General features: G+C 57.3%; 15 protein-coding genes and 1 pseudogene. 8 read left to right on the top strand and 8 right to left on the bottom strand.

All coding sequences use genetic code 11. From position 1 onward, the window contains the following. Positions 1 to 95 precede the first annotated feature (95 nt). From PF1751_RS07960 to PF1751_RS07970, 3 genes and pseudogenes are all read left to right on the top strand, one after another. Positions 96 to 641, top strand: a pseudogene (locus PF1751_RS07960) (site-specific integrase); the annotation flags it as partial. A gap of 692 nt (positions 642 to 1,333) precedes the next feature. Continuing rightward, positions 1,334 to 2,878 carry an S-type pyocin domain-containing protein gene (locus PF1751_RS07965; protein ID WP_010212017.1) on the top strand — a complete coding sequence of 515 codons (1,545 nt, stop codon included), beginning with the start codon at positions 1,334 to 1,336 and terminating at the stop codon, positions 2,876 to 2,878. A 1-nt stretch (position 2,879) separates the two neighbouring features. Beyond that, on the top strand, positions 2,880 to 3,155 hold the full coding sequence (locus PF1751_RS07970) for a hypothetical protein (RefSeq protein ID WP_010212016.1): 276 nt from the start codon (positions 2,880 to 2,882) through the stop codon (positions 3,153 to 3,155). Between the two features lie 562 nt (positions 3,156 to 3,717). On the opposite strand, the gene PF1751_RS29415 is transcribed toward PF1751_RS07970, so the two are convergent. Beyond that, complete coding sequence (locus tag PF1751_RS29415) at positions 3,718 to 3,930, bottom strand: hypothetical protein (protein WP_021490976.1); 213 nt, start codon at positions 3,928 to 3,930, stop codon at positions 3,718 to 3,720. Between the two features lie 112 nt (positions 3,931 to 4,042). On the opposite strand from PF1751_RS29415, the gene PF1751_RS07980 reads away from it, so the two are divergent. Then, positions 4,043 to 4,264 carry a hypothetical protein gene (locus PF1751_RS07980; protein ID WP_021490975.1) on the top strand — a complete coding sequence of 74 codons (222 nt, stop codon included), beginning with the start codon at positions 4,043 to 4,045 and terminating at the stop codon, positions 4,262 to 4,264. A 105-nt stretch (positions 4,265 to 4,369) separates the two neighbouring features. Here PF1751_RS07980 and PF1751_RS07985 read toward each other — a convergent pair whose 3' ends face one another. Further along, positions 4,370 to 5,557 (bottom strand): MFS transporter, encoded by a 1,188-nt coding sequence (locus PF1751_RS07985; RefSeq protein ID WP_038452963.1) that lies wholly within the window; start codon positions 5,555 to 5,557, stop codon positions 4,370 to 4,372. A 483-nt stretch (positions 5,558 to 6,040) separates the two neighbouring features. On the opposite strand from PF1751_RS07985, the gene mqo reads away from it, so the two are divergent. Beyond that, complete coding sequence (mqo, locus tag PF1751_RS07990; protein WP_010212011.1) at positions 6,041 to 7,687, top strand: malate dehydrogenase (quinone); 1,647 nt, start codon at positions 6,041 to 6,043, stop codon at positions 7,685 to 7,687. A 65-nt stretch (positions 7,688 to 7,752) separates the two neighbouring features. Here mqo and PF1751_RS07995 read toward each other — a convergent pair whose 3' ends face one another. Beyond that, positions 7,753 to 8,589: a LysR substrate-binding domain-containing protein gene (locus PF1751_RS07995; protein WP_010212009.1), complete on the bottom strand. Its 837-nt coding sequence runs from the start codon at positions 8,587 to 8,589 to the stop codon at positions 7,753 to 7,755. Between the two features lie 99 nt (positions 8,590 to 8,688). On the opposite strand from PF1751_RS07995, the gene PF1751_RS08000 reads away from it, so the two are divergent. Together PF1751_RS08000 and PF1751_RS08005 are read left to right on the top strand one after the other, a co-directional pair. Then, positions 8,689 to 9,588 carry a DMT family transporter gene (locus PF1751_RS08000; RefSeq protein WP_010212007.1) on the top strand — a complete coding sequence of 300 codons (900 nt, stop codon included), beginning with the start codon at positions 8,689 to 8,691 and terminating at the stop codon, positions 9,586 to 9,588. 130 nt (positions 9,589 to 9,718) lie between these two features. Continuing rightward, on the top strand, positions 9,719 to 10,048 hold the full coding sequence (locus tag PF1751_RS08005; RefSeq protein ID WP_010212005.1) for a YXWGXW repeat-containing protein: 330 nt from the start codon (positions 9,719 to 9,721) through the stop codon (positions 10,046 to 10,048). A gap of 6 nt (positions 10,049 to 10,054) precedes the next feature. Here the strand turns inward: PF1751_RS08005 and PF1751_RS08010 are convergent, their stop codons facing one another. From PF1751_RS08010 to PF1751_RS08020, 3 genes are all read right to left on the bottom strand, one after another. After that, positions 10,055 to 10,429 (bottom strand): hypothetical protein, encoded by a 375-nt coding sequence (locus PF1751_RS08010; RefSeq protein WP_010212004.1) that lies wholly within the window; start codon positions 10,427 to 10,429, stop codon positions 10,055 to 10,057. Between the two features lie 71 nt (positions 10,430 to 10,500). Beyond that, on the bottom strand, positions 10,501 to 10,896 hold the full coding sequence (locus PF1751_RS08015) for a PIN domain-containing protein (RefSeq protein WP_010212003.1): 396 nt from the start codon (positions 10,894 to 10,896) through the stop codon (positions 10,501 to 10,503). Then, a complete protein-coding gene (locus PF1751_RS08020; RefSeq protein ID WP_042570752.1) occupies positions 10,893 to 11,150 on the bottom strand; it encodes an AbrB/MazE/SpoVT family DNA-binding domain-containing protein in 258 nt (85 codons plus the stop codon). The genes PF1751_RS08015 and PF1751_RS08020 overlap by 4 nt, the downstream gene beginning before the upstream one ends. 154 nt (positions 11,151 to 11,304) lie before the next feature. Here PF1751_RS08020 and PF1751_RS08025 point away from each other — a divergent pair, with 154 nt between their 5' ends. Continuing rightward, a complete protein-coding gene (locus PF1751_RS08025; RefSeq protein WP_010212001.1) occupies positions 11,305 to 11,697 on the top strand; it encodes a RidA family protein in 393 nt (130 codons plus the stop codon). 1 nt (position 11,698) lies between these two features. Here the strand turns inward: PF1751_RS08025 and ppnN are convergent, their stop codons facing one another. Together ppnN and PF1751_RS08035 are read right to left on the bottom strand one after the other, a co-directional pair. After that, positions 11,699 to 13,072 carry a nucleotide 5'-monophosphate nucleosidase PpnN gene (gene ppnN, locus PF1751_RS08030; protein WP_010212000.1) on the bottom strand — a complete coding sequence of 458 codons (1,374 nt, stop codon included), beginning with the start codon at positions 13,070 to 13,072 and terminating at the stop codon, positions 11,699 to 11,701. Between the two features lie 150 nt (positions 13,073 to 13,222). Continuing rightward, a complete protein-coding gene (locus PF1751_RS08035) occupies positions 13,223 to 14,047 on the bottom strand; it encodes an aspartyl/asparaginyl beta-hydroxylase domain-containing protein (protein ID WP_010211999.1) in 825 nt (274 codons plus the stop codon). Positions 14,048 to 14,081: the final 34 nt, after the last annotated feature.

Here is a 14,081-nt window from a genome sequence, read left to right on the forward strand (position 1 = left end):
CAACGTGTTCTTGGCGAGTTTTAGGGCGTTTTCAGGCGTTTTTAGGCTCGGTGGTACGATGTACCACCTCAAAACTGACGCGTACCACTTTCAAAATGGCAACTATCAGGGCAAGAAAACTGGCGGATGGGACTGTGAGCTACACGGCTCAAATCCGCATCAAACGCGACGGAGTGCAAGTCTACCAAGAGAGCCAGACCTTCGCCCGTAAACAGGCTGCCCAGGCGTGGACGCGCAAGCGCGAATCGGAGCTGGACCAGCCAGGTGCGATCGAGCGGGCCAGCCGGTAGGGCGTCACCGTCAAAGACATGATCGACCAGTACCTGTTGGAAGTGGGAAAGGCCAGGCCGTTGGGCAAAACCAAGAAGGCCACGCTTGAAGCCATCGGCAAGATGGACATCGGCCAACTGAACGATATCGACGTCACCACCCAATGCCTGGTCGACTTTGCACTCTTCCGAATGAGCCGCGAGGGCGGCGGCGTTCAGCCACAAACTGCCGGCAACGACCTGACGCACCTCGGCGCCGTTCTGGCGATCGCCAAAGATGCTTGGGGTTACCAGGTCGATCCGCTCGCCATGGGCGGCGCCCGCCGAGTACTGCGCAAGCTGGGCTACAACCTAAAAAGCCGCGAGCGTGAAGCGGCGGGAGAGGGGAGCGGTTTGTAGGGGTATTGGGGTGTCTGAGCCAGCGAGGCGAATGGGGCGCAGTTTATCAGGGATGGGTCTAGGGTGTGGGAGAGGCTTGTGCGCTTCTCACCACCTCGCGTTGCACATTGCTACGTGTGGAATGTGCCGGATCGGAGGGAGGCCAGTACGTTAGATATCGTGGTCTGACCCCGATATCCCCCGTTTGCCAGTCTGGATATGCATAAATGCATATTTTTTGTTGCGGTCTTTGCTGTGTATGCATACAGTGTGTGTGCGGCATGATGAAGAGTGCAGCAGACGGGGATTTTTGTTCGTTGAGCTTCTCAGAAACAGAGAGCTTCAGAGCCGAAGCCGTTCATCAGAGGGTAGTAAGGTGATGGGGTAATCAGCCGTTCACTTTACTGAAATATGAGAGCTATCGTACTGAATATAGCGAAAAGGAAATTCACTATGCCTATGATTGGCGACACGCTTTATCTTCCAGAAATTAAAATCAACGATATTAATAATATATGAACCACAGACATTCGGAGGCGGAGGTGGTGACAGTGATTTCTCACATAGTCACACTGGACAGCTAATTAACGTTGCAACGCGTACTTATATACTTAGCACATACCCCCCCCATTATTTCCAAAAATGTTAAGGATCAAGAGGCGAGCTTTGCAACGAATCTTCAGTTGATGCCCGAATCTATTGCAAAAAGCATTACTGCAATAGAACAAAATGACGGCGGTCCCGCGGGCGAAGTCGAGAAAATCGAACAGCATATTCGTTCGGTAGATACGCTAATCACTCAAAAATCACAGGCTGCTGCTGCTCAAAAAGCGATTGCTGATAAGTACTACTATGGAGATTTCTTTCGTTTCCCGACTATGCAATTTATTAAAGATGCAATCAGCGGGAGCAAGACAAACTACCCTCCAGATAAAAATTATAAAGAATGGTACACCTCACTTGAGGCTGCGTATGCTGCAAAATATATCAATCGGGAGATCGATTATTTAAATGTCCTGAAGCAGAATCTTCAAGCACAGGCTAACCAAGCACGTGCAGACGCTGAGGCCAAACGTTTTGCCGATGAGGCGGCAGCAGCTGAGGCTGCTAGGGTAGCTGCTGAAGCCGCAGCACTTAAAGCAGCTCACACGTTCAGGCTTCCCGCAGCCGGTGCTATGCAACTGAGTACGGCTGCAGGCTCTATTGCCGTCACGGCAGGTTCAGGCGTTACGTTGGAGGCGGCGATTCAAGCGGCTAAGGTAGCGCTGAGTACAGTTGTGAGTGCGGCCACGGCAGTCGGTATTGGAGCTTTGACGTATTCAGAGTCCCTTGGCAACGGGGAGCTGCCCGCGACAATGCTGGATCTGCCCGCTAAGGAACTGGCGCCTAGCCTGCCTGATAATCTTCTCGAGGTAGCGGCGGCTGGTGGGACGGTTGATGTGCTATATCGGCTTTATGGTGATCAATCGAAGTATTCGGTAGTGGCCACCCAGGTCACTGGTGGACTAGCCCCAACTGTTCCGGTAAGGGCATTGGTGCTTGATCCTGTGGCCAACGCCTATACGTTTACTACAACCGATACACCGCCGATCACCCTGGCATTCCCTATTGCAGTACCAGGAAATAGCTCAACGGCAACTCCGGTACAGCCCGTGGAGACTCCGGTATACACAGGCATCACTCTGACCCTAATTGACGTCAAAGCTGAGCCGTTTCCGATTGCCAGCCAATTGAGCATCCGAGACGCTATTTACGTTTACCCCGCGGATTCGGGTTTGCCACCGATTTATGCGGTATTTAATAGTCCGTACGACGGTGCTACCACTAAAGGTGTACACAGCGGACGGATGTACAATCCTGATAAAGCCGGAGGTCCAATCCAAGATCTTGATTGGGCAACGGCAACGGTGACTCAGGAAGGTATTGATCTGGTTAAATTGCATACGTCACGATTCGTACCTTCTGATGCTAATAAGATTATGATTGAACGGCTAGAAAAGATACTAAGTGGTCAGATCCCTGTTACGGATGTTGATAAACGATTTTACACCCATGAAATTCGAGAGTTAGAACGTTACAGGGCGCTCGGGGTAGCTGATGGGGTAGAAGGAAATGTTTGGAATAATGCTCATGCTGCAACCTTAGAAGACTATAAGCTGAGGGATGCTGACGATTTGTTCTATACGCCTGAAGCCATTGCTGCAGAAATTAAACAAGTATATGGAGAGTAAAATGAGTAACATTAATGACGTGGTAGTCGCTGAAGCACCAAGGGATGTAGTTCTTTTTATTGTAAGAAACAAACCAATTTCGTATCCAATGCTGGATCGACTCTACAGCAGGAATGGGTGGGCCAATATTTCAAATAACTTGGAGCTTTTGAAGCTTATTGAAAATATGGAGCTCGAAGGGGTGGTTGAACATGTTGATGGAGGAATAAGAAAAGGTCCAAACTGGAGTGCGCCAGCATTCATGATTGAGAATAAGTATACGTTGAGTGATATTTAGGTCTGCAAAAAAACCCAGCTCAAGCTGGGTTTTTTTTGCTTGGATTTTGAAAAGTTATTCCTCTCCGTATTCTGGATACTCTTGATGCTTGTGCTTTTTAGGTATACCCAAATGGGTCATGGATACCCACACAGCGTCAGATGTTGACGTTTGAAGGGGAGGTTGGGATTGGAGCGACAGGCATTGGCGATAAGCACCGTGCCTTACGTGTGGTTTTGTCGGCCAGGCGAGGGCTATTTCAGGAGGGGAGTGGTACGAAAGTGGTACGGGGTTTTTATCGTGCGCTACAGGGCACGTATTACAATGTCTGTAGAATTAGCAGTTCAAATCCATCATGGGAGCTACGGAGAAGCGGCGGGAGAGGGTGGCGGTTTGTAGGGGCATTTGGGGTCTGAGTCAACGAGGCGAATATCGCGCAGTTTATCAGGGATGCATCTTGGCTGTCCGAGAGCACTGTTTCGCGCATTCAACACTTCGAACGGGAACGGTAGCCGCCTGTGGATTTTCGAGTCCGATATAGTTTGCTTCGTCTTCCAGATGCTTGAGTGCGCTTTCAAGCCACTCAACTCGCATGCCGACGCCAGCTCTGAACGCGCCTAGTTGCCATATGGTCATCGGTGGCGAATTTGCCTAGCTCGGCTTCTTTCACTGCCAACTCGATCTGAGCTGTCGGCGTTTTTTCGTGCTCGATGTCGTCGTGCAGAACCTCCATCGCCAGGTCACTCAGAGTCTGGCCGTTGGTTTTGACCAGGTCGGCAAGACCCCAAGGCGGCAACCTGAACCCACGCTGTCCCCCTGCAAAGTTTCATAATTCCCTGCGCCGTTGAGGACTACGCTCCTGCTTAAGAGAGGACCTCCGCGCCTCCCGTCCACAGGGAACTGAAGATATGATCTCCAACTTCGTCAAAGTCGCGATGATTGCTGGCACGTTGCTGTTAGCCGCTTGTTCGTCGGGCTCATCAGGCTTGAACAGCGATCCGTGCTTTTCAGGCGGATGCCAGGCGTTTGGGGACCGCAGCCCCAGCAAGGCCGCCAAGATGAATTTTGGCGGCAGTGGGCTGGGGAGTAGTTATGGGGAGTATGGGGCGGGGTTGTTGCATGATGATTGATGGGGGCGGGCAGTCATTATGTATTGAACTGGCCCACCGCTATCGCGGGCAAGCACGCTCCCACATCAGAGTGCCCACATTAGGGCTGTGGTGGTCTGGGAAGTGTCAGTGCCCGCCTTTCATGCGGCGGGCTATCAGGTAGATGCCCAAGCCAACCAGCGCTGTCGCGGCGCCGATGTAGCCGGTGCTGGTCCAGCCGTACCCGGCCGTAATCGCCATGCCGCCGAACCATGGCCCCAGTGCGTTTGCCAGGTTGAACGCCGCGTGGTTGGACGCTGCCGCCAGGCTCGGGGCTTCGTGGGCAATATCCATCAGGCGGATTTGCAGCGGTGCGGCCAGGGCCACCATGGTGCCGACCAGACCCATGCTCAGCAGCACGCCCCATAGCGACGATACCGCGAAGGGGAAGAACAGCAGCACGGCCATCGACCACACCAGGATCAAGCCCACTGCACGGAACTGCATGCGATCGAACAGTTTGCCACCGGCAATGTTGCCGATGATGCCGCCCACGCCAAACGCCGCCAGGCCGAAGGGAATCCACTGCGGCGACACTTTGGTCACTTCCAGCATCGTCGGCGCCAGGTAGCTGAACACGCAGAACATCCCGGCAAACCCAATCGCACCAATCGACAAGGCCATCCACACTTGAGGCTTGGTGAAAGCGCGCATCTCCTTGCGTGGGTCGCTGCGTTGTTCGTCGTGGCGATGGGGCACGTACTGCCAGACGAGCGCGATGGTGCACAGGGCAATCACGCTGACCAGCGCAAATGCCGAGCGCCAGCCAAGGTGCTGGCCAAGGAAGGTGGCGATGGGGTTGCCGAGCAGCATGGCCAGGGTCAAGCCCATCATCACGCGGGCCACGGCGCCGGCGCGTTTGTCGTTGGGTACCATGCTGGACGCGACGACGGCAGCGATGCCGAAGTAGGCGCCGTGGGGCAGGCCGCTGATGAAGCGAAAGGCCACCAGCGAACCGAAGGTCGGGGTGAACGCAGTGGCCAGGTTGCCGAGGGCGTACAGGCCCATCAGCAACAGCAGCATGTGTTTACGCAGCAGCTTGGCACCGAGGATGGCCAGCAGCGGGGCACCAACCATGACGCCCAGGGCGTAGGCGCTGATGGCGTGGCCGACCTGGGGTTCGCTCAAACCCAGGTTTTGGGCGATGTCGGGCATCAACCCCATGATGGCAAATTCGCCAGTACCGATCGCGAAGGCGCCCACGGCCATGGCCGCTTCCATTTTGGCGGCGCTGCGCGCGGGCAGCACGTGCCCGGGTGTTTGCTGGATAGTCATGGGTAACTCTATTGGGATGGATTGCACGAAGGAGAGCCGCCGATGCTACGCAAGCAGCGGCAAAGGTGTCTAGAACAGCCTTTTGCGTGAGAGTTCCAGGCCTGTGACCTCAGGTCGCGCCTGCCACGCTTGACATCGACGGGTTAAAACCCGCGATTTAGAGCTGTCAATTGGCCAAACAGCGCATAACGGCCTTTTGCCGTGATATTCTGCGCGCCGTCTTGGTCTAGTCTTTCTCTGGTGCGTACATCCGTATACGTCCCAGCGATTGGCTCTCGCCCAGGTAGCTGAAGCCAATAATGATAAGAAGTCAGCGCAGAAGGGACATAAACAGTGAGGTCGATACGTCGGCCTTGTGTGCCCACCCTGCGGCTCTCTCGTGAATGTGCAAACCCCGCGGTGCGTTGCCTGGCGCAGCGTGATAGAGGGTTGCCCATGATCAGGGGCGGTAGGGCGGATGGCGTTTTATCATAGGTGCTACTGATGTTTAAAAAAGTAAACACTGCCCTGCTGGGGCTGGCTTTGTCGCTGGGGATCAGCTCCGTTCACGCGGAAGAGGCAAAGAAAGTCGATGTGCTGCTGATCGGCGGCGGCATTATGAGTGCGACCCTGGGTGTATGGCTCAATGAGCTGGAGCCGGGTTGGTCGATGGAAATGGTCGAGCGCCTCGACGGCGTCGCCGAAGAAAGCTCCAACGGCTGGAACAACGCCGGTACCGGTCACTCGGCCCTGGCTGAGCTGAACTACACCCCTGAAGACAAGAACGGCAACGTTGAGATCCCGAAAGCGGTCGAGATCAACGAAGCGTTCCAGATCTCCCGTCAGTTCTGGGCCTGGCAGGTCCGTCAGGGCGTGCTGAAGGACCCGCGTTCGTTCATCAACACCACACCGCACATGAGTTTTGTGTGGGGCGATGACAACATCAAGTTCCTGAAAAAACGCTACGAAGCCCTGAAAGCCAGCCCGCTGTTCGCCGGCATGCAGTACTCCGAAGACCCGGCGCAGATCGCCAAGTGGGTTCCGCTGATGATGGAAGGGCGTGACCCGAACCAGAAAATCGCGGCCACCTGGAGCCCGCTGGGTACCGACATGAACTTCGGCGAGATCACCCGCCAGTTCGTCGCTCACCTGCAAACCACCCCTAAGTTCGACCTGAAACTGTCGAGCGAAGTGCAGGACATCACCAAGAACGCCGACGGTTCGTGGCGTGTGAGCTACAAAAACCTGAAAGACGGCACCAAGACCGAGACCGACGCCAAGTTTGTGTTCATCGGCGCGGGCGGCGGTGCACTGCACTTGCTGCAAAAGTCGGGCATTCCTGAAGCCAAGGAATACGCTGGCTTCCCGGTAGGCGGCTCGTTCCTGGTGACCGATAACCCAACCGTGGCCGAGCAACACCTGGCCAAGGCCTACGGTAAAGCTTCGGTTGGCGCACCGCCGATGTCGGTTCCGCACCTGGATACCCGTGTTCTGGATGGCAAGCGCGTGATCCTGTTTGGCCCATTCGCCACCTTCTCGACCAAGTTCTTGAAAGAAGGCTCGTACCTGGACCTGCTGACCAGCACCACCACCCACAACATCTGGCCAATGACCAAAGTCGGTATTCGCGAATACCCACTGGTCGAGTACCTCGCCGGCCAACTGATGCTGTCGGACGACGACCGCTTCAAGGCGCTGCAAGAGTACTTCCCGAACGCCAAGCAATCCGACTGGCGCCTGTGGCAAGCCGGTCAGCGCGTGCAGATCATCAAGCGTGACGAAGAGCAGGGCGGCGTGCTGAAACTCGGCACCGAAGTCGTCAGCTCCGCCGACAACACCATTGCCGGCCTGTTGGGCGCATCGCCAGGCGCGTCCACCGCGGCTCCGATCATGCTGACCGTGCTGCAGAAAGTGTTCAAGGACAAGGTGGCGACCCCTGAGTGGCAGACCAAGCTGCACCAGATCGTACCGAGCTACGGCACCAAGCTGAACGACAGCCCTGAAGCGGTCGCCAAGGAATGGGCCTACACCGCCGAGATCCTGCAACTGCCTACACCGCCTGTGATTCCGCAAGTGGCTGCACCAAAGGCCACCGAGGCTGCCAAGCCTGCGGCTGAGCCGAGCAAGCCGGCGTCTGACCTGGCGCTGTAAGCCAAGCCTGATGTTAAAAAGCCCGCTGACCGGTAACGGTCAGCGGGCTTTTTTAGGCGTGCCGTTCAGACCTTGAAATGCCTGACTTGCTCGTGCAAGTGCAACGCCAGCGCATTACCGGTATCGCACAGCAGGTACAGATGCTGCGCCGGCAGAGGCGGCAGCTCTGTCATGTGCATCAGCCCTTCGCCCATACGGCTTTCTTCCATCAGGCCCACCGCCACGCCACTGCGCACGCAGGCTTCGACCGCTGATGAGTTGGGGCTTTCCAGCAGCACACGGTGGAAAATCCCATGGTCTTTCAACGCCTGCAAGGCCGCCGCACGATACGGGCAGCCGACGACAGGCACGGTGATCGGCAGCGCCGCGTTCGGCGGATAACTGAAATGCTCGGCCGCCACCCACAGCGGCTGAACCGGCCCCAGGCGCTCGCCCTGTGCCAGTGGTTGGGCACTGACGGTGATAGCTAGGTCGAGCTGGTTGGCCATAAACAAATTCAACAGTTCACCGCTGGTACGCGCTTCGACTTCCAGCTCCAGCAACGGGTTGTCAGCGATCAACTGCGGCAGCAAATCCTGCATAAACGCCGGTGCGTAGGTGTCGGGAATGCCCAAGCGAATTTTTCCCTGCATGCGCTGTGGCATCAGCGAGATCAGCAGGCGGTCATGACTCTTGAGGAATTCGGTGGTTTCGACCAGCAGTTTCCTGCCGTACAGGGTCAGCTCAACGCCTTGATTGCTACGGCTGAACAGGCGTTGGCCGACCTGATCCTCCAACTTTTGTATCTGTGTCGTCACGGTGGAGGCACTGCGGTGCACATGCTCGGCTGCTTCGTTGAACCGCCCAAAGCGCGCCACGGCATGGAACGTTCGCAACAGGTCGATATTCAGTTGTTTGGCCATGATTCCACTATTGCGAATTGATAGTGCAGTTTATTCAAATATACAGAAGCATGTGCTGCCCTTAGCCTTTCAGTCAACTTGGACTGACGGGCAGGCTTCATGACGCGACCAACCTTAAAGCGGCTGTTGTTGCAGGTGGCATTTGTACTTTCATGGAGCTCTGGCTATATCGGCGCCAAACTGGGTACGCAAGGCGGCGGTGCCTTCAATCTGCTGTTCTGGCGCTTCCTGCTGGTCTCGCTGTGCCTGGGGCTGTTATTGAACGTCAGGTTACTGAAGGTTTCTTGGGTGCAGGTTCGCCATTACGCCGTCATCGGATTTCTCTCGCAGTTCCTGTACCTGAGTTGCCTCTACGTCGCGATCCAGAATGGTTTGTCTCCCGGCATCGCTGCAATCATCGCGGCGACGCAACCGTTAATGACGGCGGCGCTGTCGAGTGGCAGCGCGGCTGAACGCAGTGGCGGCTGGCAGTGGACGGGGCTGATGATCAGCTTCGTAGGCGTATCCATCGTGATCGCTGGGCAGTACGGCGGTGGTGGGGAGGGCGTCGGCCTGGTCATGTACCTGTTGCCCCTGGCCGCCGCGTTGGGGCTGACGCTGGCTACCCTGTATGAGCGCCGCACCGTTCAACGCCAGGACGCAGGCTTGGTGCTGCCGCTGTTCATCCAGTCGTTGCTGACCTTGATCGGTTTTACCGGCGCCGTGCTCTACACCGATACGCTAAGTATTCCCCACGACCCTGACGTGTTGATCTCAATTGTCTGGCTCACCCTGTTCTCCACCTTCGTCGCCTATTTGAGCCTGTGGATGCTGCTGCGCGTGATGACCGCGACCCAGGTGGCGGCGCTGGTCTACCTGGAACCGCCGGTCACCCTGGTATGGGCGGCGCTGATGTTTGGCGACGTGATCCAGGTCTCGACCTACGCCGGCATTGCCGTGGTCGTCGGCGGGCTGTTGTTGATACGCCGCAAGCGACCGACCGTCGCCTGCGCCTCTTGAGGACTGCGGGTTCAGCAAGCTGACAGACATCACCTGTTAAAAATACTCAGGGCCGAGCAGGAGCGAGGTTGAAACAAGGGGGCATTTTTTAACGGTGCAGGTAGTGGGCGTCAACGCCCGAGGGTTTTTTATGTTGCTACGTTATGCAGCATTGGTAGCCATGGTCGTCGCGGCATCCGGGTGTGTGCAAGAGCGCGTCGTGCACGAGCGCAGGCCGGTGCAACGTGAGTATGTCGAAGTCGTCGCGCCGCAACCGCCGCCAGTGCAAGTGATCGAAGTCGAGCCGCCGGTGCGCTACGGCTATATATGGTCGCGCGGTTACTGGCGTTGGGAAGGCGGACGCTATGTCGCGGTGCATGGCCACTGGGAGCCGGTGCGCGAGGGGTACCGCTACGTGCATCCGCATTGGGTGCAGCGTAATGATGGGTATCACTGGCAGGGTGGGGGCTGGGTTCGCTGAGTCAGGCTAAATCGGCTTTTGGGTGCCCAGGAGCCGAACCTCCCGCAGCAGTGCAGCACCGAGTTGATCGCTGCCCAGTTCCTGGTAGCCCACTATCCTGGTCGCGCCGTTCTCTTCAGCCTGGATGATGATCACCGGCGTTTCCTTGCCGGTGGCCTCGTCTACGTGCAGGGCGTACTGCGGGACATCCACGTTGATCGGTGTTCCCGCCGGTTTGCCTTGCACATTGATCAGGAACGCCGCGCAGCCGCTGTCGATATCTGCACTTGTGGCGGCGCGCCCGCTGACGAAGCAGGTTTTGGGCAAGTCGGGCCAGGCGATGGTGTCGGCCAGGGCGAGGGTTGGCGCCAGGGCCATGGCGGCGAGAAGCAGCGTGCGCACGTTGGTCGTTCTCTTGATCGGAGTAGAGGCGTTTTTTACCAAAGCCCGGAACTCCCCGCAACGCGGAGGCTTCAGGCGAGGCGTTTCATGCCCGTTCCCTTGGCCGCGTCGAGGTCAAAGGTGGCGGTGTACTCACAGCCTGCCGCATGGGCGCAGCGTTCGATCAGGTAGTCGGCGAAATCGGCTTTACCGGCCGTGAATCGGCGCAGCGCCTGCCAGATGATTTCGGCATGCTCAACGGTCAGCTCACGGGTACGCAGCAGCGTTTCCAGCACCGTCACCACGTCGCTTTTGGTCGATTGATAGCAGCTTTGCAGCACCCAGACCAACTCCACCACGGACACCAGGCTGACGAAGCCCGGTGAAACGGTGGTCAGCGATTCGATCAAGGCAGAGGCCTTGGGTGATTGCACGGGGTCATCCTGGGTGACGTAACGCACCAGCACATTGGTATCGAGCCCAATCATCCGGCCTTGGCTCCCTGCACGGCGATGGCGCGGTTCATGTCTGCGATCGATACGGCCTGTGCGGGCTTGCGGATAAGCCCCTTGAGATCCTGGACGGTTCTGCTCGCGGCAATAATGGAAAACGTGCCGTCTTCCGTTTCGACAAATTCAACCCGGTCGCCCGTTTCCAGGCCAAGTGCGGTGCGCACTTTTACAGGGATGGTGATTTGCCCTTTTGAGGTCAGTGTGGCGGTCGACATCGTGAAAATCTCCATCGTGATATTCCTTACCCTAAGGTAAGGATTTATGAAGGGCAAGATCCGTTGGTCCATAGGTCGCTCGCTGGTGTGAGTAGGTGGGAACAGGTAAAACCCTAGCTCGAACGTTGCACGCTCACACGCCCGCCTCAGGCCCAAAGAGATACAAGCTATGACCGACCGCCATCTGATCATTCCTGCCACCATGCAACCCATTGTCGAGCGCGCCGGCTACGTGCCAGCGGTAAAGGTTGGCAACACTCTTTACTGCGCGGGCCAGGTCGGCCGCACTCCGCAACTGGCCGTGATCGAAGATCCCGAGGCGCAATTCATCGCCGCCTGGGGAAACCTGCGGGAAGTATTGGAGGAGGGTGGTTGCCGCTTCGAAGACGTGGTGGACATGACGACCTACCACGTCAACATGAGCCAGCACATGGCAGTTTTCCGTGACGTGAAAAACAGCCTGTTCCCACGCGGGCATTGCGCCTGGACCACCATCGGGGTGTCCGAACTGGCACACCCCGGTCTGCTGGTGGAAATCAAATGCGTGGCGGTGCAGCGCTAGCTTACTGAACCACTCGATAACACGGCACATACGCCGCGCCGCCTGGCAGCTTCATGCGGTGCTGGGCGACAAACGCCTGTAGCAGCTCGTCCAGCGGTTTCATGATGGCCGGGTCACCGTGGATTTCGTAAGGACCGTTCTGCTCGATCAGGCGGATGCCTTTGTCCTTTACGTTACCGGCCACGATCCCGGAGAACGCACGGCGCAAGTTGGCGGCGAGTTCGTGGGGCGGCAATGCGTGGCTCAGTTGCAGGCTCGCCATGTTCTCGTGGGTCGGGTCGAACGGGCGCTGGAAGCCTTCGTCGATCTTCAGTAGCCAGTTGAAGTGGAACGCGTCGTTGCGCTCGCGGCGGAACTGCTTCACGGCCTTGAGGCCGACGGTCATCTGGCGCGCCACTTCGGCCGGGTCATCGATGATGATCTGGTAGTGCGCTTGCGCCGCTTCGCCCAGGGTGGCACCGACGAATGCGTGCAACTGTTGCAGGTACGGCGCGGCATGTTTCGGCCCGGTGAGGATGACCGGGAAGGGCAGGTCGCGGTTGTCCGGGTGCATCAGGATACCCAGCAGGTACAGGAACTCTTCGGCCGTGCCCGCACCGCCCGGGAAGATGATGATGCCGTGGCCGACGCGAACGAAGGCTTCCAGGCGTTTTTCGATGTCCGGCAGGATCACCAGCTCATTGACGATCGGGTTCGGCGCTTCGGCGGCGATGATGCCCGGCTCGGTCAGGCCAAGGTAGCGCCCGCCGGTAATGCGTTGCTTGGCGTGGGAAATGGTCGCGCCTTTCATAGGACCTTTCATCACGCCGGGGCCGCAGCCCGTGCACACGTCGAGGCTGCGCAGGCCCAGTTCGTGGCCGACTTTCTTGGTGTATTTGTATTCTTCGGTATTGATCGAGTGCCCGCCCCAGCACACCACGATTTTCGGCTCGACACCGGGGCGTAGCGTACGGGCGTTGCGCAGCAGGTGGAACACATAGTCTGTGATGCCCTGGGAGTTGCTCAGGTCGATGCGCTGGCTGTCCAACTCGTTTTCGGTGTAGACGATGTCACGCAGGGCGCTGAACAGCATTTCGCGGGTGCTGGCGATCATTTCGCCATCGACGAAGGCATCGGCGGGGGCGTTCAGCAATTCCAGGCGCACGCCACGGTCCTGTTGATGAATGCGCACTTCGAAGTCTTTGTAGGCGTCGAGAATGGTCTTGGCGTTGTCGATGTGCGCGCCGGTGTTGAGGATCGCCAGGGCGCACTGGCGGAATAGGGTGTAGATGCTGCCGGTACCGGCTTCGCTCAGTTGCTGGACTTCACGTTGGGACAGGGTTTCGAGGCTGCCTTTGGGGCTGACGGACGCATTGATGACTTGACGTTGGGGCATTCTGATTCCTTGAAAGCGCAGCCACCGCACCCACGAGGGGCCGCGATGGCTTGAGAATGATGGGCGCCGAATTCGGTCGCTCGAGACGGATATTTACCTCAGGCGCAAGGCAGAGCGCAAACACCGTCCAACACCATCATGCCGCAGAACTTACTGAATCAGCTTCCAGTTTTTGTAGAAAACCCGACGCAGGGTAAAGGCCATGCCGGCAAACCCCGCGATCACGGCGTTGAGAACCTGGGGCACCGGTGTCGGTCGCACGATATCGATAAACAGGCAGTAACGCTTGGCATCATTTTTGTTGAAAGAGGCGTGCATCAGGGTGTCATCGAAAATAAACAGCGGGTCGTCGTGCCAGTAATGCTTGTGCCTGCCCACCTGGATGTAGACGCCCTCGTGATGGGGCGCCGGTGCCATGTTGTAGAGCACGCGGAACATCATGCGCAGGGGGCCGAAATGAAATGAGGTGGAGCGGTTTTCATTGAATACCGACACGCCAATGGTTTTCACGAACGGTAGTTTTCTGCGCAGTCTCGGAATGTCGAGGGTGGTCTCGATGGGTTGGCCATACCACTGGAAAAACAACATGCCGCGCTTCTTCTCGGCCATGCGTTCGTCCAGGTAACCAATGATTTCGTCCTTGTGGGCCATGGCGTCTTCGATCACCTGTTGCAGCTCTTCACGCCAGGCTGGCGGTAGGTCGGCCATGGTGTAAACGTGTCGGTTACGCGAGCTCAACAGGTCGAACAGGGTATTGAACGGCGCCAGCAGCCAGGTGTTGCGGCCGCTGCCGATAAAATATTTCTTGATGGTGGGCGCGTCGTACAGGCCATTGCGCAGGAAGTCGTAAATACCGCAGATCACCACCAGCCCGAGAAATACCAATGTGGTTTCGGGGAACATATCAATAATCAGCAGGACGCCGAGTACCCAGGCGACCGATGCCGCTTTTTTACGCAAAGCAGGCTTGTTCATGACACTCAGCTCCAGCAGGACGCCATTCGACAGG

The organism is Pseudomonas simiae (genome assembly GCF_000934565.1).
In the GTDB taxonomy this organism is placed as follows: Bacteria; Pseudomonadota; Gammaproteobacteria; order Pseudomonadales; family Pseudomonadaceae; genus Aquipseudomonas; species Aquipseudomonas simiae.

Excerpts from the sequence above, each read along its gene's own strand:
- PF1751_RS07965 (WP_010212017.1), top strand. The coding sequence starts at position 1,334 with ATGCCCGAATCTATTGCAAAAAGCATTACTGCAATAGAACAAAATGAC.
- PF1751_RS07970 (WP_010212016.1), top strand. The coding sequence starts at position 2,880 with ATGAGTAACATTAATGACGTGGTAGTCGCTGAAGCACCAAGGGATGTA.
- PF1751_RS07980 (WP_021490975.1), top strand. The coding sequence starts at position 4,043 with ATGATCTCCAACTTCGTCAAAGTCGCGATGATTGCTGGCACGTTGCTG.
- PF1751_RS07985 (WP_038452963.1), bottom strand. The coding sequence starts at position 5,557 with ATGACTATCCAGCAAACACCCGGGCACGTGCTGCCCGCGCGCAGCGCC.
- mqo (WP_010212011.1), top strand. The coding sequence starts at position 6,041 with ATGTTTAAAAAAGTAAACACTGCCCTGCTGGGGCTGGCTTTGTCGCTG.
- PF1751_RS07995 (WP_010212009.1), bottom strand. The coding sequence starts at position 8,589 with ATGGCCAAACAACTGAATATCGACCTGTTGCGAACGTTCCATGCCGTG.
- PF1751_RS08000 (WP_010212007.1), top strand. The coding sequence starts at position 8,689 with ATGACGCGACCAACCTTAAAGCGGCTGTTGTTGCAGGTGGCATTTGTA.
- PF1751_RS08005 (WP_010212005.1), top strand. The coding sequence starts at position 9,719 with ATGTTGCTACGTTATGCAGCATTGGTAGCCATGGTCGTCGCGGCATCC.
- PF1751_RS08015 (WP_010212003.1), bottom strand. The coding sequence starts at position 10,896 with ATGATTGGGCTCGATACCAATGTGCTGGTGCGTTACGTCACCCAGGAT.
- PF1751_RS08020 (WP_042570752.1), bottom strand. The coding sequence starts at position 11,150 with ATGGAGATTTTCACGATGTCGACCGCCACACTGACCTCAAAAGGGCAA.
- PF1751_RS08025 (WP_010212001.1), top strand. The coding sequence starts at position 11,305 with ATGACCGACCGCCATCTGATCATTCCTGCCACCATGCAACCCATTGTC.
- ppnN (WP_010212000.1), bottom strand. The coding sequence starts at position 13,072 with ATGCCCCAACGTCAAGTCATCAATGCGTCCGTCAGCCCCAAAGGCAGC.
- PF1751_RS08035 (WP_010211999.1), bottom strand. The coding sequence starts at position 14,047 with ATGAACAAGCCTGCTTTGCGTAAAAAAGCGGCATCGGTCGCCTGGGTA.